Annotated in this window: 21 protein-coding genes; 3 read left to right on the plus strand and 18 right to left on the minus strand. The window is 70.2% G+C overall.

What is annotated here, in order from left to right:
• Positions 1-7: 7 nt before the first annotated feature.
• From nuoK to AWQ70_RS04605, 13 genes are all read right to left on the minus strand, one after another.
• Positions 8-304 (minus strand): NADH-quinone oxidoreductase subunit NuoK, encoded by a 297-nt coding sequence (gene nuoK, locus AWQ70_RS04545; protein WP_061253845.1) that lies wholly within the window; start codon positions 302-304, stop codon positions 8-10.
• Entirely contained in the window at positions 301-1260 is a 960-nt protein-coding gene (locus AWQ70_RS04550) for an NADH-quinone oxidoreductase subunit J (protein WP_084516524.1), read from the minus strand. Before AWQ70_RS04550 ends, nuoK begins: the two co-directional genes overlap by 4 nt.
• On the minus strand, positions 1253-1768 hold the full coding sequence (gene nuoI, locus AWQ70_RS04555) for an NADH-quinone oxidoreductase subunit NuoI (protein WP_082776637.1): 516 nt from the start codon (positions 1766-1768) through the stop codon (positions 1253-1255). The genes AWQ70_RS04550 and nuoI overlap by 8 nt, the downstream gene beginning before the upstream one ends.
• Positions 1755-3116, minus strand: a complete 1362-nt coding sequence (nuoH, locus tag AWQ70_RS04560; protein WP_067170807.1) for an NADH-quinone oxidoreductase subunit NuoH — start codon at positions 3114-3116, stop codon at positions 1755-1757. The genes nuoI and nuoH overlap by 14 nt, the downstream gene beginning before the upstream one ends.
• Complete coding sequence (locus AWQ70_RS04565; RefSeq protein ID WP_084516525.1) at positions 3113-5560, minus strand: NADH-quinone oxidoreductase subunit G; 2448 nt, start codon at positions 5558-5560, stop codon at positions 3113-3115. The genes nuoH and AWQ70_RS04565 overlap by 4 nt, the downstream gene beginning before the upstream one ends.
• A complete protein-coding gene (gene nuoF, locus AWQ70_RS04570; protein WP_067170811.1) occupies positions 5557-6843 on the minus strand; it encodes an NADH-quinone oxidoreductase subunit NuoF in 1287 nt (428 codons plus the stop codon). Before nuoF ends, AWQ70_RS04565 begins: the two co-directional genes overlap by 4 nt.
• Positions 6840-7541 carry an NADH-quinone oxidoreductase subunit NuoE gene (gene nuoE, locus AWQ70_RS04575; protein WP_281196836.1) on the minus strand — a complete coding sequence of 234 codons (702 nt, stop codon included), beginning with the start codon at positions 7539-7541 and terminating at the stop codon, positions 6840-6842. Before nuoE ends, nuoF begins: the two co-directional genes overlap by 4 nt.
• Complete coding sequence (locus AWQ70_RS04580; protein WP_067170815.1) at positions 7538-8854, minus strand: NADH-quinone oxidoreductase subunit D; 1317 nt, start codon at positions 8852-8854, stop codon at positions 7538-7540. The genes nuoE and AWQ70_RS04580 overlap by 4 nt, the downstream gene beginning before the upstream one ends.
• Positions 8851-9540, minus strand: coding sequence for an NADH-quinone oxidoreductase subunit C (locus AWQ70_RS04585; protein ID WP_067170819.1), 690 nt, complete (start codon positions 9538-9540; stop codon positions 8851-8853). Before AWQ70_RS04585 ends, AWQ70_RS04580 begins: the two co-directional genes overlap by 4 nt.
• 55 nt (positions 9541-9595) lie before the next feature.
• Positions 9596-10147 (minus strand): NuoB/complex I 20 kDa subunit family protein, encoded by a 552-nt coding sequence (locus AWQ70_RS04590; RefSeq protein ID WP_067170822.1) that lies wholly within the window; start codon positions 10145-10147, stop codon positions 9596-9598.
• A gap of 2 nt (positions 10148-10149) precedes the next feature.
• Positions 10150-10509, minus strand: coding sequence for an NADH-quinone oxidoreductase subunit A (locus AWQ70_RS04595; RefSeq protein ID WP_066942238.1), 360 nt, complete (start codon positions 10507-10509; stop codon positions 10150-10152).
• A gap of 43 nt (positions 10510-10552) precedes the next feature.
• The gene (locus AWQ70_RS04600) at positions 10553-11776 is read right to left on the minus strand and encodes a geranylgeranyl reductase family protein (RefSeq protein ID WP_067171414.1); all 1224 of its coding nucleotides are present in this window, start codon (positions 11774-11776) and stop codon (positions 10553-10555) included.
• Between the two features lie 214 nt (positions 11777-11990).
• A complete protein-coding gene (locus tag AWQ70_RS04605) occupies positions 11991-12728 on the minus strand; it encodes a demethylmenaquinone methyltransferase (RefSeq protein WP_067170827.1) in 738 nt (245 codons plus the stop codon).
• A 101-nt stretch (positions 12729-12829) separates the two neighbouring features.
• Between AWQ70_RS04605 and AWQ70_RS04610 the strand changes: the two genes are divergently transcribed.
• On the plus strand, positions 12830-14068 hold the full coding sequence (locus AWQ70_RS04610; RefSeq protein WP_067170830.1) for an NHL repeat-containing protein: 1239 nt from the start codon (positions 12830-12832) through the stop codon (positions 14066-14068).
• On the opposite strand, the gene AWQ70_RS04615 is transcribed toward AWQ70_RS04610, so the two are convergent.
• Positions 14065-14274, minus strand: coding sequence for a DUF4229 domain-containing protein (locus AWQ70_RS04615; RefSeq protein WP_067170833.1), 210 nt, complete (start codon positions 14272-14274; stop codon positions 14065-14067). The two genes, AWQ70_RS04610 and AWQ70_RS04615, sit on opposite strands and share 4 nt — an antisense overlap.
• 236 nt (positions 14275-14510) lie before the next feature.
• Between AWQ70_RS04615 and AWQ70_RS37325 the strand changes: the two genes are divergently transcribed.
• Positions 14511-14750, plus strand: a complete 240-nt coding sequence (locus tag AWQ70_RS37325) for a BldC family transcriptional regulator (RefSeq protein WP_082776639.1) — start codon at positions 14511-14513, stop codon at positions 14748-14750.
• Positions 14751-14928: 178 nt separating this feature from the next.
• Here AWQ70_RS37325 and AWQ70_RS04620 read toward each other — a convergent pair whose 3' ends face one another.
• Together AWQ70_RS04620 and AWQ70_RS04625 are read right to left on the minus strand one after the other, a co-directional pair.
• Complete coding sequence (locus AWQ70_RS04620) at positions 14929-15243, minus strand: hypothetical protein (RefSeq protein ID WP_245646740.1); 315 nt, start codon at positions 15241-15243, stop codon at positions 14929-14931.
• Positions 15244-15259: 16 nt separating this feature from the next.
• Positions 15260-16171, minus strand: coding sequence for a hypothetical protein (locus AWQ70_RS04625; RefSeq protein ID WP_067170836.1), 912 nt, complete (start codon positions 16169-16171; stop codon positions 15260-15262).
• A gap of 293 nt (positions 16172-16464) precedes the next feature.
• Here AWQ70_RS04625 and AWQ70_RS04630 point away from each other — a divergent pair, with 293 nt between their 5' ends.
• Positions 16465-16791, plus strand: a complete 327-nt coding sequence (locus tag AWQ70_RS04630) for a PLD nuclease N-terminal domain-containing protein (protein WP_067171416.1) — start codon at positions 16465-16467, stop codon at positions 16789-16791.
• Positions 16792-16836: 45 nt separating this feature from the next.
• Here AWQ70_RS04630 and ccsB read toward each other — a convergent pair whose 3' ends face one another.
• On the minus strand, positions 16837-17817 hold the full coding sequence (gene ccsB, locus AWQ70_RS04635; protein WP_067170840.1) for a c-type cytochrome biogenesis protein CcsB: 981 nt from the start codon (positions 17815-17817) through the stop codon (positions 16837-16839).
• A 3-nt stretch (positions 17818-17820) separates the two neighbouring features.
• The gene (gene resB / locus AWQ70_RS04640) at positions 17821-19461 is read right to left on the minus strand and encodes a cytochrome c biogenesis protein ResB (RefSeq protein WP_067170843.1); all 1641 of its coding nucleotides are present in this window, start codon (positions 19459-19461) and stop codon (positions 17821-17823) included.

Raw genomic sequence — 19461 nt, forward strand, 5'->3', positions numbered from 1 at the left:
CCACCTCTTAGTACTTCAGCAGGTTCACGTCGTCGACGGACGCGGACCTGCGGGTTCGGAAGATCGTCACGATGATGGCCAGGCCGATGACGACCTCGGCGGCGGCCACGATCATCACGAAGAAGGCGATGATCTGGCCGTCGAGGTTGCCGTTCTGCCGGGCGAAGGTGACGAACGCCAGGTTGCAGGCGTTGAGCATGAGCTCGACGCACATGAAGACCACGATGGCGTTGCGCCGTACCAGCACCCCGACGCCGCCGATCACGAACAGCAGCGCGGAGAGCACCAGGTAGTGCGTTGTCATTCCGCCTCCTCGCCCTTCTCCGGGGCCGTCGCCCGCGACTCCTCGACCGGTGCGGCCGCGTCGTCCGGAGCGGCGTGCCCGACTCCGGCGGCCCCGTTGGAAGCGGCCCCGTCGGATGAGGAGCCGTTGGGGCCCGACCCGTTGGCGCCGTTCGCGTGGTGGCGGGCCGGCTCCTCGGACTTCTCGCGCCGCCGCTCCTCGGTCTCCCGGTCCTCGGCCTCCAGGGCCGCGAGGATCTCGGGGGCCAGGGTGCCCTCAGCGGCCTCGCGCCGGGCGAGGACCCGGTTGACCGACAACGACGAGACCGAGCCGTCCGGCAGCAGCGCCGGCATGTCGATGGCGTTGTGCCGGGCGTAGGTGCCGGGGCCGGGCAGCGGCGCGGGGTTGCGGCCGTGCTCGGCGTACTCGACGAAGCGGGCCCGGGACAGGTCCTTCTGCGTCGGCTTCGGCGCGGTGCGCTCGCGGTGCGCCAGCACCATCGCGCCGAGCGCGGCCGTGATCAGCAGCGCCGAGGTGACCTCGAACGCGAAGACGTAGCGCGTGAAGATCAGCTCGGCCAGCGAGGGCACGTTGCCCTTCGCGGTCACCGCCTCCAGCCCCTTCGGGGCCGCCAGTACGGCGTTGCCGACGCCGAGCCCGAGCAGCGCGGCGAAGGCGAGCCCCGCCACGATCGCCCAGAACCGCTGCCCCCTGATCGTCTCCACGAGCGAGTCCGCGGAGTCCACGCCCACGAGCATGAGCACGAACAGGAACAGCATCATGACCGCGCCGGTGTACACGATGATCTGCACGGCCGCGAGGAACGGTGCGTCCTGCACGGCGTACAGCACCGCGAGCGACAGCATGACGGTGCCCAGCATCAATGCCGAGTAGACCGCCTTGCGGCTGAATACGAGCCCGAGCGCGGCGGTCACGGACACGACCGCCAGCACCCAGAACGTGATGGTCTCACCCATTGCTACGACCCAACCGGTAGTAGTCCTCTTCGGTCTCGCCGAGACGCATCGGGTGGGGCGGCTGCTCCATGCCCGGGGCCAGCGGCGCGAGGAGCATCTCCTTGGTGTAGATCAAGGATTCGCGGCTGGAGTCGGCGAGCTCGTACTCGTTGGTCATCGTGAGCGCCCGGGTCGGGCACGCCTCGATGCACAGACCGCACAGGATGCACCGCAGATAGTTGATCTGGTAGGTGCGTCCGTACCGCTCTCCCGGGGAGAAGCGCTCGGTCTCGGTGTTGTCCGCGCCCTCCACGAAGATCGCGTCCGCCGGGCAGGCCCAGGCGCACAGCTCGCAGCCGACGCACTTCTCCAGGCCGTCGGGCCACCGGTTGAGCTGGTGCCGTCCGTGGAAGCGCGGCGCCGTCGGCCGCTTCTCCTCCGGATAGTTGACCGTCACCGGCTTCTTGAACATGTGGTGGAAGGTGACGCCGAATCCCTTGATCGGATTCAGCCAATCAGTTGCTCCCACTGGTCACCTCCTTGACCGCGGTGCTTGCTTGGGCCGCCGGCAGGACGCCGTGGTAGTGCGGGAGGTCCAGCGGCGGCACCGGGAACCCGCCCGCCTCCGGCTCCTCGCGAAGCTGCTCGAACTCCTCCTCGATCTGGGCGGCCTTGGCCTCCCTGCGCCGCTGGAGCAGCGTGTCGAACCGGAACCAGATCGCGAGCCCGCCCACGACGACGAACGCGCCGATGGTGAGGACGAACGCCCTGTCGACCTCGGGCAGACGCAGCGCCTTGAGGGTCGCGTAGAGCAGGATCCAGGCCAGGTTGAGGGGGATGAGCACCTTCCACCCGAAGGCCATGAGCTGGTCGTACCGCACGCGCGGCAGCGAGGCGCGGACCCAGACGAAGAACGCGAACACCAGGACGAGCTTGATGAAGAACCACAGCATCGGCCACCAGCCGGTGTTCGCCCCCTCCCAGATCGAGATCGGCCAGGGAGCCCGCCAGCCTCCGAGGAACAGCGTGATCGCGACGCCGGAGACCGTGAACACGTTGATGTACTCGCCGAGCATGAACATCGCGAACTTGAGCGACGAGGAGTACTCGGTGTGGAAGCCACCCACCAATTCGCCCTCGCCCTCGGGGAGGTCGAACGGCACGCGGTTGGTCTCGCCCAGCATCGTGATCACGTAGATCAGGAACGAGGGCAGCAGCGAGATCGCGTACCAGGACGGCTGCGGGATCGACAACCCGAAGACGTCCCAGGTGCCGCCGCCGGCCTGCTTGGCCACGATCTCCGAGGTGGACAGCGTGCCCGCCGCCAGGAAGACCGCCACGAACGACAGGCCCATCGCGATCTCGTACGAGACCACCTGGGCGCTGGAGCGCAGACCGCCCAGGATCGCGTACGGCGAGCGGGAGCCCCACCCGGCGAGCACGATGCCGTACACGCCGATCGAGGCCGTCGCGAGGACCAGCAGCACCGCGACCGGGAGGTCGGTGAGCTGCAGCGGCGTCTTCACGCCGAAGATCGACACCATCGGGCCGAACGGCATGACCGAGAAGGCCAGGAACGCCGGCACCGCGATGATGACCGGGGCGAGGAAGTAGACGACCTTGTCGACCGTCCGGGGCGTGATGTCTTCCTTGAGCCCCATCTTCAGACCGTCGGCCACCGACTGGAGCAGGCCGAACTTGCCCGCCCGGTTGGGGCCGTACCGGTGCTGCATGCGCGAGATGAGCTTGCGCTCGGTCCACACGCCGAACAGCACGCCAAGCATCAGGACCACGAAGATGAACAGGGCCTTGATGATGGACAGCCACAACGGGTCGTGGCCGAAGTCCTGCAGCGTGGGACCAGTGTTCGGGTTCATCGCTCGGTCTCCACTTCCTCGTTCACCGTCTCGAGGACGTCCTGGCCGCCGGAGATCGTCACCACGTCGCCGGCGACGGCGCGCAGGTCACGGGTGACCGACACGCCCGCGGAGTTGGCCGGCATCCAGACCACGCGGTCGGGCAGGTCGGCGATCCGCACGGGCAGGGTCACCGAGCCGCCGACGGTCAGCTTGTCGCCGTCGGCCACACCGGCTTCCGCGGCCGTGGCCTCCGACAGCAGCGCGACCGCCGCGCGGGCGGTGCCCGCCAGGTACGGCTCGCCGTCCTGCAGCCTGCCGTCGTCGAGGAGCAGGTGCCAGGTGGCCAGCACGGCCTCCCCCGCCCCCGGCTCGCGGGCCTGCCGTCCGCCGGTCACGCTCGGCGCGGCCGCGCGTGCGCCGCGCCAGGAGCCCAGGGAGCCGAGCTCGCGCCGCGCGGCGGCGGCATCCGGCAGCGCCAGGTGGACGTCCATGTGGTCGGCGATCGCGGAGACGACCGCGAGGTCGCTCATCACTCCGGGGACGGCCGTCGCGACGTCGAACGAGCGGCCGCGGCCCTCCCAGTCGACGAACGTGCCGGACTTCTCGGCCACCGCGGCGACCGGGAGCACCACGTCGGCCCGGTCGGTCACCGCGCTGGCGCGGATCTCCAGGCTGACGATGAACGGCGTGTTCTCCAGCGCGGCGAGCGCCCGGCCCGGGTCGGCCAGGTCGTACGGGTCGACGCCGGCGACGACGAGCGCGTCCAGCTCACCGTCGAGAGCGGCGGTGAGGATGCCGTCGGTGTCGCGGCCCTCGGCCTCGGGGAGGGCCGAGACGTTCCACGTCCTGGCCACCTCGGCCCGGGCCGTCTCGTCCGCCACCGGGCGGCCGATCGGCAGCAGGTTGGGCAGCGCGCCGGCCTCGATCGCGCCGCGCTCACCGGCCCGGCGCGGCACCCAGGCGAGCTTCGCGCCGGCGGTCTGCGCGAGCCGCAGGACGGCGGAGAGCGCGCCCTGGGCGGTGGCGAGCCGCTCGCCGGCCAGGATGATCGACCCGGCGGGCAGCAGGTCGCTCCCCGAGTTGATCAGGTCGCCGATCGCCTCGGCCTCGCCGCCGGGCACGGTCCGCAGAAGCGTGCCGCCCATCTTGGTCAGGCCGGGAGTGGCGAACGGCGCCAGTGAGTAGACCTTGAGGCCCTTCTTCCGCGCGGCCTTGCGCAGCCGCAGGAAGACGATCGGGGACTCCTCCTCGGGCTCGAACCCGGCGAGGAGCACGGCCGGGGCCTGCTCCAGGTCGGTGTAGGAGACCTCGATGCCCTTGCCCGCGACCGCGTGGGCGAGGAAGCGCGCCTCCTCGTCCGACAGCGGCCGGGCGCGGAAGTCGACGTCGTTGACGCCGAGCGCGACCCGGGCGAACTTGCCGTACGCGTAGGCGTCCTCGACGGTGACCCGGCCGCCGACCAGCACGCCCGCCTTGCCGCGCGCCGCCGCGAGCCCCTTGGCCGCGACCTCGAGCGCCTCGGGCCAGGAGGTGGGGACCAGCCGGCCGTCCTCGTCGCGGATCAGCGGCGTCTTGAGCCGGTCGGGCTGGGTGGCGTACTGGAAGGCCCAGCGGCCCTTGTCGCAGTTCCACTCCTCGTTGACCTGCGGGTCGTCCCCGGCCAGGCGGCGGGTGACCCGGCCGCGGCGGTGGTCCGTACGCAGGGCGCAGCCGGAGGCGCAGTGCTCGCAGGCGCTCGGCGTGGACACCAGGTCGAACGGGCGGGAGCGGAACCGGTAGGCGGCGCCGGTCAGCGCGCCCACCGGGCAGATCTGGACGGTGTTGCCCGAGAAGTAGGACTCGAACGGCTCGCCGTCGGCGACGCCCACCTGCTCCTTGGCCCCGCGCTCGAAGAAGTCGATGAGCGGGTCACCGGCGATCTGGTCGGAGAAGCGGATGCACCGCGCGCACTGGATGCACCGCTCGCGGTCGAGCAGCACCTCCGTGGACAGCGCGATCGGCTTCTCGAACGTCCGCTTCTGCTCGACGAACCGGCTCTCGCCCTGGCCGTTCGACATGGCCTGGTTCTGCAGGGGGCACTCGCCGCCCTTGTCGCAGACCGGGCAGTCGAGCGGGTGGTTCAGGAGCAGCATCTCCATCACACCGCGCTGGGCCTTCTCGGCCACCGGCGAGGTGAGCTGCGTCTTGACCACCATGCCCTCGGCCACCTCGATGGCGCACGACGGCTGCGGCTTGGGGAAGCCGCGGCCGTTGCCCGCGTCGGTGATGTCCACCAGGCACTGGCGGCAGTTCGCCGCCGGGTCGAGCAGCGGGTGGTCGCAGAACCGGGGGATCTGGATCCCGAGCAGCTCAGCGGCCCGGATGATCAGGGTGCCCTTCGGCACGCTGATCTGGAACCCGTCGATGGTCAGGGTCACCATGGGCACGACGGACTGTTCCGGCTGAGTTGTCTGAACCGTCACTTGGACCCCCACACCGTGGAAGCAGCGGGATCGAACGGGCAGCCGCCGATCTCGAAGTGCTTGAGATATTCGTCGCGGAAGAGCTTCACCGACGAGTGGATGCAGCTCGTCGCGCCGTCTCCGAGGGCGCAGAACGAGCGGCCCAGGATGTTGTCGGCGATGTCGGTGATCGTGGCCAGGTCCTCCTCGGACCCCTGGCCCTTCTCCAGCCGCTTGAGCACCTGCTTGAGCCAGTAGGTGCCCTCGCGGCAGGGGGTGCACTTGCCGCAGGACTCGTGCGCGTAGAACTCGGTCCACCGCAGCACGGTCCGGACCACGCAGGTCGTCTCGTCGAAGATCTGCAGCGCCCGGGTGCCGAGCATCGAGCCCTTGGCGCCGACCGACTCGAAGTCGAGCGGCACGTCCAGGTGCTCGGCGGTGAAGATCGGCGTCGAGGAGCCGCCCGGCGTCCAGAACTTCAGCTCGTGACCGGCCCGGATCCCGCCCGCCATGTCGAGCAGCTCGCGCAGGGTGATCCCCAGCGGGGCCTCGTACTGGCCGGGCCGGGTGACGTGGCCGCTCAGCGAGAAGATGCCGAAGCCCTTGGACTTCTCGGTGCCCATGGAGGCGAACCAGTCGGCGCCGTTGGCCACGATGCTCGGCACGCTCGCCACCGACTCGACGTTGTTGATGACCGTCGGGCAGGCGTACAGGCCGGCGACCGCGGGGAACGGCGGCTTGAGCCGGGGCTGGCCCCGGTGGCCCTCCAGCGAGTCGAGCAGCGCGGTCTCCTCGCCGCAGATGTACGCCCCGGCGCCGCTGTGGACGACCAGTTCGAGGTCGTACCCGGAGCCGAAGATGTCCTTGCCGAGGTACCCCTTCTCGTACGCCTCGCGGACCGCGGCCTGGACCCGGCGGATGACGTGGAGCACCTCGCCGCGGACGTAGATGAAGGCGTGGTTGGCCCTGATGGCGTACGAGGTGATGATGACGCCCTCGACCAGGGCGTGCGGGTTCGCCATCATCAGCGGGATGTCCTTGCAGGTCCCCGGCTCCGACTCGTCGGCGTTCACCACGAGGTAGTGCGCCTTGCCGTCGTTCTGCGGGATGAAGCCCCACTTCATGCCGGTCGGGAAGCCGGCGCCGCCGCGGCCGCGCAGCCCGGAGTCCTTGACCATCTGGATGATGGCGTCCGGGTCCTGGCTCAGCGCCTTCCGCGCCGCGGCGTACTCGCCGTACCCCTCCAGGGTGAAGGAGCCGGGCTGGTCCCAGTTCCGGGTGAGGACGGGGGTAAGGGTGGTCATCGGTCGCTCACCGCTCCTCCGGGCGCCTCCCAGCCGTGGGCCTTGGCGACCTTCAAACCTTCCAGGGACGGTCCGGCGGCCGAGGGACCCTCGCCCGCGAGCCCGTCCGGCAGGCCGGCGAGGACCCGCGCGGCCTCCTTGAACGTGCACAGCTTCCCGGGGCCGCGCGTCGGCACGACCTCCTTGCCGGCGCGCAGGTCGTCCACGAGCTGCTTGGCCGACTCCGGCGTCTGGTTGTCGAAGAACTCCCAGTTGACCATCATCACGGGCGCGAAGTCGCAGGCGGCGTTGCATTCCAGCCGCTCAAGCGTGACCTTGCCGTCGGACGTGGTCTCGTCGTGGCCGACGCCGACGTGCTCGGACAGCTCGTCCCAGATCTGGTCGCCGCCCATGACCGCGCACAGCGCGTTGATGCAGACGCCCACGTTGTAGTCGCCCGCGGGCTTGCGCTTGTACATGGTGTAGAAGGTCGCCACGCCCACGACCTCGGCCTTGCTCAGGCCCAGCATCTCGGCGCAGAACTCGTACCCGGCGTCGGAGACGTAGCCGTCCTCCGACTGCACCAGGTGCAGCAGCGGCAGCAGGGCCGAGCGGGCCTTGGGGTAGCGGCCGATGATCTCCTTGGCGTCCGTCTCCAGACGCTCGCGGACCTCGGGCGGGTAGCCCGTGCTCATGGTCGCGCTCTCCTCCTCGTTCAACGGTCCACACCTCCCATGACCGGGTCGATCGAGGCGACCGCGGAGATGACGTCGGCGATCATGCCGCCCTCGCAGGTCGCCGGCACGGCCTGCAGGTTCGTGAAGGACGGGTCGCGGAAGTGCACGCGGTAGGGCCGCGTGCCGCCGTCGCTGACGACGTGCGCGCCCAGCTCGCCGCGCGGCGACTCCACCGCCGAGTACACCTGGCCGGCCGGCACCCGGAAGCCCTCGGTCACCAGCTTGAAGTGGTGGATCAGGGCCTCCATCGAGCTGCCCATGATGTGCGCGATGTGGTCGGGCGAGTTGCCGAGGCCGTCGGGGCCGAGCGCGAGCTGCGACGGCCAGCCGATCTTCTTGTCGTCGATCATCACCGGGCCGCCCTTCAGCGGGCCGGTCAGGCGGTCCAGCGCCTGCTCGACGATCTTGAGGGACTCCTCCATCTCGGCCATGCGGACGAGGTAGCGGCCGTACACGTCGCAGGTCTTCTCGGTCGGGACGTCGAACTCGTACGTCTCGTAACCGCAGTACGGCTGCGACTTGCGCAGGTCCCAGGGGAGCCCGGCCGCCCGCAGCATGGGCCCGGTGATGCCGAGCGCCATGCATCCGGTGAGGTCGAGGTAGGCGACGTCCTTCGTCCTGCGGGTGTAGACCGGGTTCTCGTCCAGCAGCTTGCGGATGTCCTTGATCCGCTCGGGCATGACCTTGAGGAACTCGCCGATCTTGTCGACGGCCCCCGCGGGGAGGTCCACGCTCACGCCGCCCGGACGCACGTACGCCATGTTCATCCGCAGGCCGGTGACGTACTCGAAGATGTCGAGCACCATCTCCCGCTCGCGGAAGCCGTAGATCATCGGCGTGGTGGCGCCCAGCTCCATGCCGAAGGTGGCGAGCGCCACCAGGTGCGAGGAGATCCGGTTGAGCTCCATCATCATCACGCGGATCGCCTGGGCCCGCTCGGGGACCCGGTCGGCGATGCCGAGGAGCTTCTCGACGCCCAGGCAGTACGCCGTCTCGTTGAAGATCGGCGCGAGGTAGTCCATGCGGGTGACGAACGTGACCCCCTGGGTCCACGTCCGGAACTCCATGTTCTTCTCGATGCCGGTGTGGAGGTACCCGATCACCGTGCGGGCCTCGGTCACCGTCTCGCCGTCGAGCGTCAGGACCAGCCGGAGCACGCCGTGCGTGGACGGGTGCTGCGGGCCCATGTTGATGACCAGGCGCTCCTCGGCCGACTCCGTGACGGTCTCGACCAGTTCGTCCCAGTCCTGACCGGCGACGTCGTAGACCTTGCCCTCGGTCGTCGTTGTACTCATGCGTACGACCTCCTCTGGTCCGGCGCGGGGGTCTCGGCGCCGCGGTACTCCACCGGGATGCCGCCGAGGGGGTAGTCCTTGCGCTGGGGGTGGCCCTCCCAGTCGTCGGGCATCTCGATGCGGGTCAGCGCCGGGTGCCCGTCGAAGACGATCCCGAAAAAGTCGTACGTCTCCCGCTCGTGCCAGTCGTGCGTCGGGTAGACAGAAACGGTGGACGGGATGTGGCGGTCGGAGTCGGGGCAGGCGACCTCGACGCGGATCCGCCGGTTGTGCGTGATCGAGCACAGGTGGTAGATGGCGCGCAGCTCGCCTCCGGTCTCGTCCGGGTAGTGGACGCCGGAGACGCCGAGCGACAGCTCGAAGCGCAGCGCCGGGTCGTCGCGCAGGTGCCGCATCACGTCGACCAGACGCTCGCGCGCGATGTGGAAGGTGACCTCGTCGCGGTCCACGACCACACGCTCGATCGCGTCGCCGGCGACGGGTTCCAGCGCGTCGGCCACGTCGTCGAAGTAGGACCCGTACGGCCGGGCGCTGGCGAGCCGGGCCGGGCGCCGCACGACCAGCCGGCCGTACCCGGAGGTGTCGCCGGTGTCGCCGGCGCCGAACATGCCCCTGCGGACGACGGGCTCGGGGGTCTGGTCCGGCGCCTCACCCTGCGGCACGCCGGGGAGGTTCTCGCTGCTCATCTGCTGGCTCCGCTCCACGAATCCCGCACGAGGCGGTCGTCTCTGGCGTTCGCGCTCATCTGTCCGCCCCCTGGTCGATCAACGGCAGCGTCCGCAGCGCCTGGAGTTCGAGCTCGTCGATCTGCTTGGCGCGGTGGGCGCCGAACTTCATGTTCTGGATCTTGTCGTGCAGCTTCACGATGGCGTCGATCAGCATCTCGGGCCGGGGCGGGCAGCCCGGCAGGTAGATGTCGACCGGCACGACGTGGTCCACGCCCTGCACGATGGCGTAGTTGTTGAACATGCCGCCGCTGGACGCGCAGACGCCCATCGCGATGACCCACTTGGGCTCGGCCATCTGGTCGTAGATCTGGCGCAGCACGGGCGCCATCTTCTGCGACAGGCGGCCGGCCACGATCATCAGGTCGGCCTGGCGCGGCGAGGCGGAGGCGCGCTCCATGCCGAACCGCGCGAGGTCGTGCTTGGAGGCGCCGGTCGCCATCAGCTCGATCGCGCAGCACGCGAGGCCGAACGTCGCGGGCCAGACCGAGTTCTTCCGCGCCCAGCCGGCCACCTGCTCGACCGTCGTCAGGACGAAGCCGCTCGGCAGTTTCTCTTCAAGACCCATGGCTAATCCCAATCAAGACCGCGGCGCCGCCACACGTAGGCGTACGCCACGAGGACGGTGACGATGAACAGCACCATCTCGACCAGCCCGAACAGGCCGAGACTGTCGAACGCGACCGCCCACGGATAGAGGAAGATGATCTCGATGTCGAACACGATGAACAGCATCGCTGTGATCATGTACTTGAGCGGGAAGCGCCCACCGCCGACGGGCTGCGGAGTCGGCTCGATGCCGCATTCGTAGGCGTCCAGCTTGGCGCGGTTCCAGCGCTTCGGCCCCGTGAAGGGGGCGATACTCACGGAGAACACGGCGAACCCCGCCGCGAGGACCGCGAGCACCAGGATGGGCACATACAGCTCCATGGCTACATGTCCTCGTTTGCTCGGTGGAAAAGGGTGATCAATCTCATGCGGACGGAGCCACCTTGGAGAGGGCGTTGATGATCCGGTCGGAGGCGTCGCCCCGCGGGTCGGTGAGATTGCCCAGGAGTTTCAGCGCGAATCTCATCAGCCGCGGATGCGGCATGGCGTGCCGCGTGGCGAAGTTCATCACGCCGGGCCTGCCGATGGCCTCGACGAAGTATCGGCCCAGCGTGAAATAGCCACCATAGGCGTCCTTGAGGATCTGCGGGTAGGCCCGCAGCACCCGTTCCCGGCGGGCGGGGGTGGGCTGGGAGAGCGCGGTGACCACGGCGTCGGCCGCGGTCCGGCCGGTCTCCATGGCGTACGCGATGCCCTCGCCGTTGAACGGGTTGATCATGCCGCCCGCGTCGCCGACGAGAACCAGCCCCCGGGTGTAGTGCGGCTGCCGGTTGAAGCCCATCGGCAGCGCCGCCCCCCGGACGGGGCCGGTCATGTTCTCCTCGCTGTACCCCCACTCGGCGGGCATGTTCTTCACCCAGCGCCTGAGCAGGTCGCGGTAGTCGATGTTCTTGAACGCTTCGCTGGTGTTCAGCAGCCCGAGACCGACGTTCGAGGTGCCGTCGCCGACGCCGAAGATCCAGCCGTACCCGGGGAGGAGCCGGTCGCCGTCCCACAGCTCCAGCCACGTCTCCAGGTAGTCGTCGTCGTGCCGGGGGCTGGTGAAGTAGGTCCGCACGGCGACGCCCATCGGGCGGTCCTCCCGCTTGTGCAGGCCCATGGCCAGGGAGAGCCGGGTGGAGTTGCCGTCGGCGGCGACGACCAGGCGCGCGCGGAAGGCGACCTCCTCGCCGTCCTGCCTGGCGGTGACGCCGACGACGTGGCCGCTGCGCTCGTCGAGGACCGGGCCGGTGACGTTGACGCCCTGCAGCAGCGTGACGCCGGCGCGCACGGCGTTGTCGGCCAGGATCTGGTCGAAGTCCTTGCGGGTGCGGACCAGGCCGAAGTCGGGGAAACTGGCCAGCTCGGGCCAGTCGAGCTCGAAGCGCAGGCCGCCGCCGACGACGCGCAGGCCCTTGTTCCTGGTCCAGCCGGGGGCGTCGATGTCGACGCCCATCGCGATGAGCTCCTTGACCGCCCTCGGCGTGAGCCCGTCGCCGCACACCTTCTCGCGCGGGAAGCGGGTCTTCTCCAGGAGGAGGACGGTGAGGCCGGCCTGGGCGAGGTAGAAGGCGGCCGTCGATCCCGCGGGGCCGGCGCCGACGACGATGACGTCGGCGTCCCGTCCGCCTTCAGAGGCCGGCGTCCGGTGGGACGCCGCCGATCTCGGCCACGCAGGGGCTGACTCGCTCACGGGGGACCTGATTCCTGTCCTCTGACGAAGATCTCCACTGGTACGGGACCTTCGTGCCTTTGTGAACCACTTCACAAACTGTCGGCCGAAGTCTAACCCCTCTTGCGCGTTCCATGTCAGAGGGGTGCGCCTACCTCTGGGTAACTTTGGGTTTTACCGCCCGATGGAGCGCCACGATCCCCAGCGAGAGGTTACGCCAGGCCACCTTCCCCCAGCCCGACTCCTGGATGACGCGCGCGAGCGCCGCCTGGTCCGGCCACTCCTGGATCGACTCGGCGAGGTACTCGTACGAGTCGGGGTTGGAGCTCACCGCCCGCGCCACCTGAGGGAGCAGCTTCATGAGGTACTGCGAGTAGACCAGGTCGAAGGACTTGATCGGCGGCCGGGAGAACTCGCAGATCACGAGGCGGCCGCCCGGCCGGGTGACCCGCAGCAGCTCGCGGAGCGCCTCGTGGGTGTCGGCCATGTTGCGCAGCCCGAACGAGATGGTGACCGCGTCGAAGGCGTCGTCGGCGAAGGGCAGCCGCAGCGCGTCCCCCGCGACGAAGCTGACGCCGCGCACCCCGCCGCCCGACAGGCCGGAGCCGCCGCGCCGCTCCACTCCGGTGCGGAGCATCCCGAGAGAGAAATCACAGGCGATCGCGCGCGCTCCGAGCAGGGTGAAGGCGTCGGTCGAGGTCCCGGTGCCGGCCGCGAGGTCCAGCACCAGCTCGCCCGGCCCCGCGTCGATCGCGGCGGCCGTGGCCTTGCGCCAGAGCCGGTCCTGCCCGAGGGAGAGGACGTCGTTGACGAGGTCGTAGCGCCGGGCCGTGCGATCGAACATCGCGGCGACCTCGTGCGGCTGCTTGTCCAGGGAAGCGCGCGTCATGGAGGCAAGCCTAGGCCGCGCCGGGGACGCCATCTCCCCACCCGCACCGAATGCGCGGAACGTAGCACATTGATTACGAAGGGTGTGCTAGTACTTCGGGAATGCTTGCCAGACACTCCACCGCACTGCTTATCGCGGCGCTCGCCGTACTCCCCGCCGGCACAGCACAGGCCGGTGTCAGGCAGCCCGCCGTCGTCTCGCAGAAACCGGTCGCCAACACCCCCCACGTGCTGGACGGCATCGTGAACGCGATCACGCTGGTCGGCGGCACGGTGGTCGTCGGCGGGGACTTCACCGCCGTCAGCGACGCCGGGAGCGACGAGCAGCTGCCCCGGCAGAACCTCTTCGCCTACGACCTGCGCACCGGACGGGTGCTGCGCGACTTCGCCCCCGAGGTCAGCGCGCCGGTCTACGCCCTGGCCTCCGGGACGGACGGCACGGTCTACGTCGGCGGCTCCTTCGACTTCCCCGGCCGCGCGCTGGTGCGGCTCAGCCTGGCCGACGGCTCGACGGTGGACTCCTTCGACGCGCCCGCCTACGGGGGTGACGTCTCCGCTCTCGTCCTCCAGGGCGACCGGCTGTACGTGGGCGGCGACTTCATCCAGATCGGAGGCACCCCCCGAACGGCCCTGGCCCGGCTCGACGCGGCGACGGGGGCCGTGGACCCGGACTTCACGATCACGCCGGGCGATCCGCGCGGGACGACCGTCAAGGTCTACGCCATGGCCGCCACCCGGGACCGGCTCGCCATCGACGGCTCGTTCACCACGGTGGACGGGCTGCGCCGTCCGCAGGTCGCGCTGATCGACCTGGTCGGGAACCGCGTGGCCGACTGGCGCACCGAGGCGTACGCGCCGTCCTGCATGGCGGTGTTCCCCTGGTACGTGCGCGGCCTCGACTTCTCACCCGACGGCAAGTTCTTCGTCGTGGTGACGACCGGCGGCCCGGCTCCGCGCACCAGCAAGCTGTGCGACTCCGCCGCCAGGTTCGAGACGTACTCCCGGGGCAATGACATCCGTCCGACCTGGGTCAACCTGACCGGCGGCGACTCGCTCTACTCCGTCGCTGTCACCAACGCGGCGGTCTACGTGGGCGGCCACCAGCGCTGGCTGGACAACCCCAAGGGCTCCGACAACGCCGGGCCTGGATCGGTCCAACGGCCGGGCATCGGGGCGATCCACCCGGCCACGGGCAAGGCCCTCGCCTGGAACCCCACACGCACCCGGGGAATCGGAGTAAAGGCGTTCCTGACGACAAAGAGCGGGCTTTTGGTGGGAAGCGACACGACGAAGCTCGGGCATGAGTACCATGCCCGGATCGGTATGTTCCCGTTGCCCTAGTTTCCGGCTGGCCTCTCGCGTTTCTGCGCCACCTGGGCGCTGACCGCGTCACGCTGCTTGGACAGGAGCACGTAGCTGGCCAGGCCGCTGACCAGGAAGGCGGCGATCAGCAGCAGGTACGTGCGCAGCCCGAGCAGATAGAGCACCGCGAGGGCCACGGCGAACAGGCCGAGACGAGAGAGCGTGTAAACGACAACGGGACGCACACCGTCGAGGTTACGTCACGGGGACGAGTGACTCTCTTCGCATCCCGCACGAGCACTGCTAGTGTGCCCAAGAGGGCGCTTTTGTAAAGAAACACCCATGAGCACCCCAAAGAGGCTCTATCATATAACAATCGGGCACTGAGCCGATAACAACCCGTGATCTTCTACGAAAACCACGGATAAATCAGGCTTCGCTCGGCACACTGGTTACCTGTCCGCCCGCTGCAGGACGCGGGATGCGAGGGGGAGAGATTGTGGAGAGTAGCAGCGAGCGACTGCTGACCCCTGGAGAGGTTGCCGCCCTCTTCCGGGTCGACCCGAAGACCGTGACACGTTGGGCCGCGGCGGGACGAATCAGCAGCATCCGTACCCCCGGGGGGCACCGGCGGTTCCGAGAGTCGGAAGTGCACGCCCTCCTCCGTGGAGAGGACGTCCTGACGGCCGACCGGCCTAACGGCGACTCACCTCGGGTCTGATACACCGACCAGGTGATCCTGCGTGCCACCCGGATGCCGCAGGGTCACCCGCGTCAGATGGCGCCGCTCTCCCGGGCCGCTTCCCCCGGGCCCGCACTCCCGGCGCCGTCCACCGGGGTGCCGGACGTCCTCCGGCGCCGTCTTCCGCCGCCGCACGCCACGCGGCGTCCTGCGCTCGTCAGCGCGCGTCCTGCTCGTCCGCGTGGCCCGACCCCTCGTCCGGTGACGCCGCCGTCTCCCCCGGGGCCGACGGCGTGTCCCGCGCCTCGGCGTCGGCCTTGAAGGCGAGGAACTCCCGCTCCAGATCGTCGTTCTCCTCGCGCCACCGGCGCCGCCGCTCGGCGTGCTCCTCCTCGGTGACCGACTCGGCGAGCCACCGGTCGTAGTCCGGCTCCCCCGGGACGACGTCGACGTACGCGTTGCCGATCAGGCGGCCGTCGTCGCTCGTCAGTGATTGCGGCACGCGCAGTGTCCCGTCAGTGAGCCGGATCACGTACATCCACGATCACCTAGATTCCGTAGCGCCGGTTGAAGAACAGCATCACGTTCAGCGCCGCCCGCGTGTCACCGCCCAGCATGTCCACCAGGGCCGGACGCTGCCGGGATGCGATCGCGGCGAACGCGTCGGCGAAGAACTCCTTCCGCCCCAGCCCACCGGGCTGCCGGTGGAACGCCGAGGCGAACAGCGGGAAGCATTCCTCGTACAGCGCGGCGAACTCGGGTGAGTCGGAGACCCACTCTCCCGGATGGGCGTCCACGTCGTCCAGAGCATGACCGACTTCGTGCATCATCACGTCGGGTGTCGGGGATGGACGGTCGCCCACCACGATCTTGCGATCGCCGTACGCGCCGGCGCAGGCGTCCCAGGTGGCCCGGCCGGACGGCAGCGGCGCGCCGCGCAGATAGCCCATGTCGTCGAGGTCGGGGACGCCGCCCCGGCCGACGTAGATGCCGTCCAGGGTCGTGGCGAGCATCAGCTTGAGGTTCTCGGGCAGCCGCGCGAGGCTGTCCACGGCCCGTACGGCGTCCGCCGAGGGCGGCCCGTCGGCGGAGTCCCACTCGCGGTGGAGCACCCGTTCGAGCGGCCCGCAGTGCCGCAGGCCGTCCCGCAGGTCCGGGGCGTCCGGCCCGTGCGGCCGCGCCCGCGCGGGCAGGTCGTCCAGCTCGAAGTCGCTCCAGGCGTACCGCGGGCGGTCCACGACCGGGGCGGTGACCGCGTGGACCCGGTCCGCGGGGCGCTCCCGCGGCCCGTCCTGGAAGTGTTCCTGGAACCGCTCCGGCACGCGCTCCTGGAGACGTTCCCTGACGCGCTCTGGGGGGCGCTCCGGCACGTCGGCGCCCCGCCCCTGCTGGGTGTACGCCCCGCGCTGCCACCACCGCGAGCCGCGCCGGTGGCGGCCCCTGTCACCCGGTTGCGCCATGGTCCCCACCCGTCGCCTCGCGGGGAGCGGACGCGTGTGGCGCCCTCCCCAGGTCGCGCCCCGGCGGGATCGCTCCGCCTACGGTGCCCATGTGCTCACTCGTCCCTCGCTCTGGGCGGTGCCCACCGCCGCGCCGGGCCCGGAGCATGATCCGGAGGCGCGGTACCGGGTCCACCGTACGTTGCCCGTCCGGGCTCCGCCATCCCCCAAGTCACGGCCTCCGGGACGCGGAAAGCCCTACGGCTACGGCAACGGCGGCCCGATCAAGCCGCGACATGGCTTACCGTGTGGGCATGCCTAGCGTGATTCTCGGTCTGGCGCTGCTGGCCTTCTGGCTCTACTGCCTGTTCGACGTGATCACGACACCGGAAGGCGCGGCGCGCAACCTCCCCAAACTGCTGTGGGTGCTGATCGTGCTGTTCCTGGCCGCTGTCGGCGGCGTGTTCTGGCTCGTCCTGGGACGTCCCCGCGGCGGCGACGCCGTACTGGGCGGGGCGGCGCCGCCGGAGGGGTGGGACGAGACACGGCAGCGGCCCCCGCACGCCGAGGCGCCACGGGGGCCGGACGACGACCCTGAGTTCCTGCGCGCGCTGGAGCGCCGGCTGCGGAACGAGGAGTGACCTTCCGGGCCACGCACTCCGAGGCGTGGCCCGCGGGTCCGACGGTTACTTGGGCACGTCCGCGTAGGAGTGCAGGCCGCTGAAGAAGATGTTGACGCCGACCAGGTTGAACAGCAGGCAGGCGAACGCCACCAGCGACACGATCATGGCGGCCTTGCCGCGCCATCCGGCGGTCGCGCGGGCGTGCAGGTAGGCCGCGTAGGCGATCCAGGTGATGAAGGACCAGACCTCCTTGGGGTCCCAGCCCCAGTAGCGGCCCCAGGCCCGGTCCGCCCACAGGGCCCCGGCGATGACGGCGAACGTCCAGATGGGGAACGCGATCACGATCGCGCGGTGGGCGATGCGGTCGAGCTGCTCCTTCGACGGCAGCACCGACACCCGGCCGTCGTTGCGCACCAGGTAGAGGACGGCGCACACCCCGGCGACCAGGAACAGACCGCCCGCGACGACCGCGGCGGTCACGTGGATGGCGATCCAGTACGAGTTGAGCGCGGGCATCACCGGCCCGGCCTGGACGTGCAGGAAGAGGACGGCGAAGCCGAGCCCGAGCGCCGCGGCGACCGTCACGAACGCGCCGAGGAACCGGATCGGCTGCCGGGTGAGCAGGACGAGGAACGCGCTCACCGCGGCGAAGCACAGGGCCACGACGAACTCGTACATGTTGCCCCAGGGCCAGCGGTCCACCGCGAAGCCGCGGGTGAGGATGCCGCCGAGGTTGCACGCCCAGCCGAGCCAGGAGATGACGACCGCGACCGCCCCGGCCTTGACGGCCCAGCCGGCCGGGGCGGCGGGCGTGGCGGTGCTCGGGGCGTCCGGCTCCGCCTCGGCGGACGCGGAGGAGTCCGATCCGGCGGCGCCGACGGAGACAAGCCGGCGGCTCTTCGCCGGGGCCGCGGCCGTGCGGGCCCTGCCGAAGGCCAGCTCCAGCGCGTAGGCGATCATGGCGACGAGGTAGAGCAGGACGGTCACCAGGATGAGCTGGTCGCTCAGCGTGGCGAGGCCCTCGTTGACCTGGGCTGGCGGCATCTTCTACTCCTCGGCCGAGCGGTTGCTCGGCGAAACGGGCTCGCGGTCGGGCACGGAGTCGTCCTCGGACCGGTCCTCGGGCTGGGAGCGCTCGGAGGGCTCGGAGGGGGCGGCACCGCGGAGCTTCGTGACGATCTCGGCGAACTCCTCCGTGAAGCTCGCGCCGCCGCCTTCGGTGCGGGTCAATCCTCCCACCGTGACCTGTCGGCCCCTCACCCGCACCCACACCCGGCGGCGCTGCACGGTCAGCGACAACACCAGGCCGAGCACGGCCGCCGCGGCGGCGATCAGGGCGGGCATCCGGCCCGGGTCGTACGCGGTCTGCAGGCTGATCCACTCCTTGACCCCGGTGAACTGGATCGTCCCCGCGCCGTCGGCGAGCTCCAGCGTGTCGCCGACGTTGAGCGGCTTGGGCTGGGTGGACATCTTGCCCAGCGGCTTCAGGTTGTCGGTGTCGAGCTGGTACACCGACTGGGGCTGGCCGGACTTCAGCCCGAGGTCGCCGGAGAAGGGAAAGACCTGGACCGTCGGGTTGGCCGCGCCAGGGAAAACCGACACCCAGGTGTCGCCGTTCGGCACGGTGGTCGGCAGGAAGCGGACCAGGAAACCGAGCTGGTCGGGCTGGGCGTCGGGCACCTTGATGACGCACTCGGAGGTGTAGGTCGCCTGGTCGTTGGCCAGGCAGGGGACCGCCCCCTCGTACGCCGTGTGGCCCTTCCCGTCGGTGACCTTGAACGTGGGCGCGTAGCCGTGGCCGAGCAGATAGGTCAGCGTGCCGTCCACGTCGAGCGGCTCGTTGACCTTGAGCTCGACGTCACGCGGCCGCGACGACGGCGTGTCCTGCACCGACAGCGTGGCCGCGTAGTCGAGGGGCTGGCCCCGCTTCTCCCCCGCCGCGACGTACGTGGCCTGGAAGTCCTTCAGCGTGAACGAGAACGGCTGGAGCGACTCGGCCGACACCTGCTGTCCCGGGATGAAACGGTCGTAGGCGGCGACGGTGTTGGCGAAGCCCTCGCCCTCGACGACCAGGACGTTGCCCCGGTAGCCGAACAGGGCGCCCGCTCCGACCGCGAACAGCAGCGCGAGCAGCGAGATGTGGAACAGCAGGTTGCCGGTCTCGCGCAGGTAGCCCTTCTCCGCGCCGACCCAGTCGGGGCCGGTCACCACCCGGAACCGGTCGCGGCGCAGCCTCGCCGCCGCCTCCTCGACGGTCAGGTCGCTTTCGAACGACGCGCTCTGCGGGAGCCGGTTCAGGTTGCGCGGCGCGGCCGGCGGCTTCCTGCGCAGCTCCTTGAAGTGGACGACCACCCTCGGGAACACGCACCCGGCGAGCGAGAGGAACAGCAGCAGGTAGATGGCGGCGAACCAGGGCGACGTGAAGACGTCGAACATCCAGAACCGGTCCAGCCATTCGGCCTCGGTCGGGCTGTTCTCGAAGTACTGGGCGACCCGGCCGGGATCGACGCCCCGCTGCGGATAGATCGACCCCGGCACCGAGCCGAGCGCGAACAGGAACAGCAGGATCAGGGCGGTGCGCATCGACGTGAGCGTCCGCCACCCCCAGCGCAGCCAGCCGACCACACCGAGCCCCGCCGGACGCGGCTCCCGCTCGGTCACCTCGGTTTCCTCGCTCTTCGTCGTCAT

Source organism: Microtetraspora niveoalba, from assembly GCF_001570405.1.
GTDB classification, from domain to species: Bacteria; Actinomycetota; Actinomycetes; order Streptosporangiales; family Streptosporangiaceae; genus Microtetraspora; species Microtetraspora niveoalba.

Excerpts from the sequence above, each read along its gene's own strand:
- nuoH (WP_067170807.1), bottom strand. The coding sequence starts at position 3,116 with ATGAACCCGAACACTGGTCCCACGCTGCAGGACTTCGGCCACGACCCG.
- AWQ70_RS04580 (WP_067170815.1), bottom strand. The coding sequence starts at position 8,854 with ATGAGTACAACGACGACCGAGGGCAAGGTCTACGACGTCGCCGGTCAG.
- AWQ70_RS37325 (WP_082776639.1), top strand. The coding sequence starts at position 14,511 with ATGCGAGGGGGAGAGATTGTGGAGAGTAGCAGCGAGCGACTGCTGACC.
- nuoF (WP_067170811.1), bottom strand. The coding sequence starts at position 6,843 with ATGACCACCCTTACCCCCGTCCTCACCCGGAACTGGGACCAGCCCGGC.
- AWQ70_RS04625 (WP_067170836.1), bottom strand. The coding sequence starts at position 16,171 with ATGGCGCAACCGGGTGACAGGGGCCGCCACCGGCGCGGCTCGCGGTGG.
- AWQ70_RS04550 (WP_084516524.1), bottom strand. The coding sequence starts at position 1,260 with ATGGGTGAGACCATCACGTTCTGGGTGCTGGCGGTCGTGTCCGTGACC.
- nuoK (WP_061253845.1), bottom strand. The coding sequence starts at position 304 with ATGACAACGCACTACCTGGTGCTCTCCGCGCTGCTGTTCGTGATCGGC.
- AWQ70_RS04630 (WP_067171416.1), top strand. The coding sequence starts at position 16,465 with ATGCCTAGCGTGATTCTCGGTCTGGCGCTGCTGGCCTTCTGGCTCTAC.
- ccsB (WP_067170840.1), bottom strand. The coding sequence starts at position 17,817 with ATGCCGCCAGCCCAGGTCAACGAGGGCCTCGCCACGCTGAGCGACCAG.
- AWQ70_RS04585 (WP_067170819.1), bottom strand. The coding sequence starts at position 9,540 with ATGAGCAGCGAGAACCTCCCCGGCGTGCCGCAGGGTGAGGCGCCGGAC.
- AWQ70_RS04610 (WP_067170830.1), top strand. The coding sequence starts at position 12,830 with ATGCTTGCCAGACACTCCACCGCACTGCTTATCGCGGCGCTCGCCGTA.
- AWQ70_RS04605 (WP_067170827.1), bottom strand. The coding sequence starts at position 12,728 with ATGACGCGCGCTTCCCTGGACAAGCAGCCGCACGAGGTCGCCGCGATG.
- resB (WP_067170843.1), bottom strand. The coding sequence starts at position 19,461 with ATGACGACGAAGAGCGAGGAAACCGAGGTGACCGAGCGGGAGCCGCGT.
- AWQ70_RS04595 (WP_066942238.1), bottom strand. The coding sequence starts at position 10,509 with ATGGAGCTGTATGTGCCCATCCTGGTGCTCGCGGTCCTCGCGGCGGGG.
- AWQ70_RS04590 (WP_067170822.1), bottom strand. The coding sequence starts at position 10,147 with ATGGGTCTTGAAGAGAAACTGCCGAGCGGCTTCGTCCTGACGACGGTC.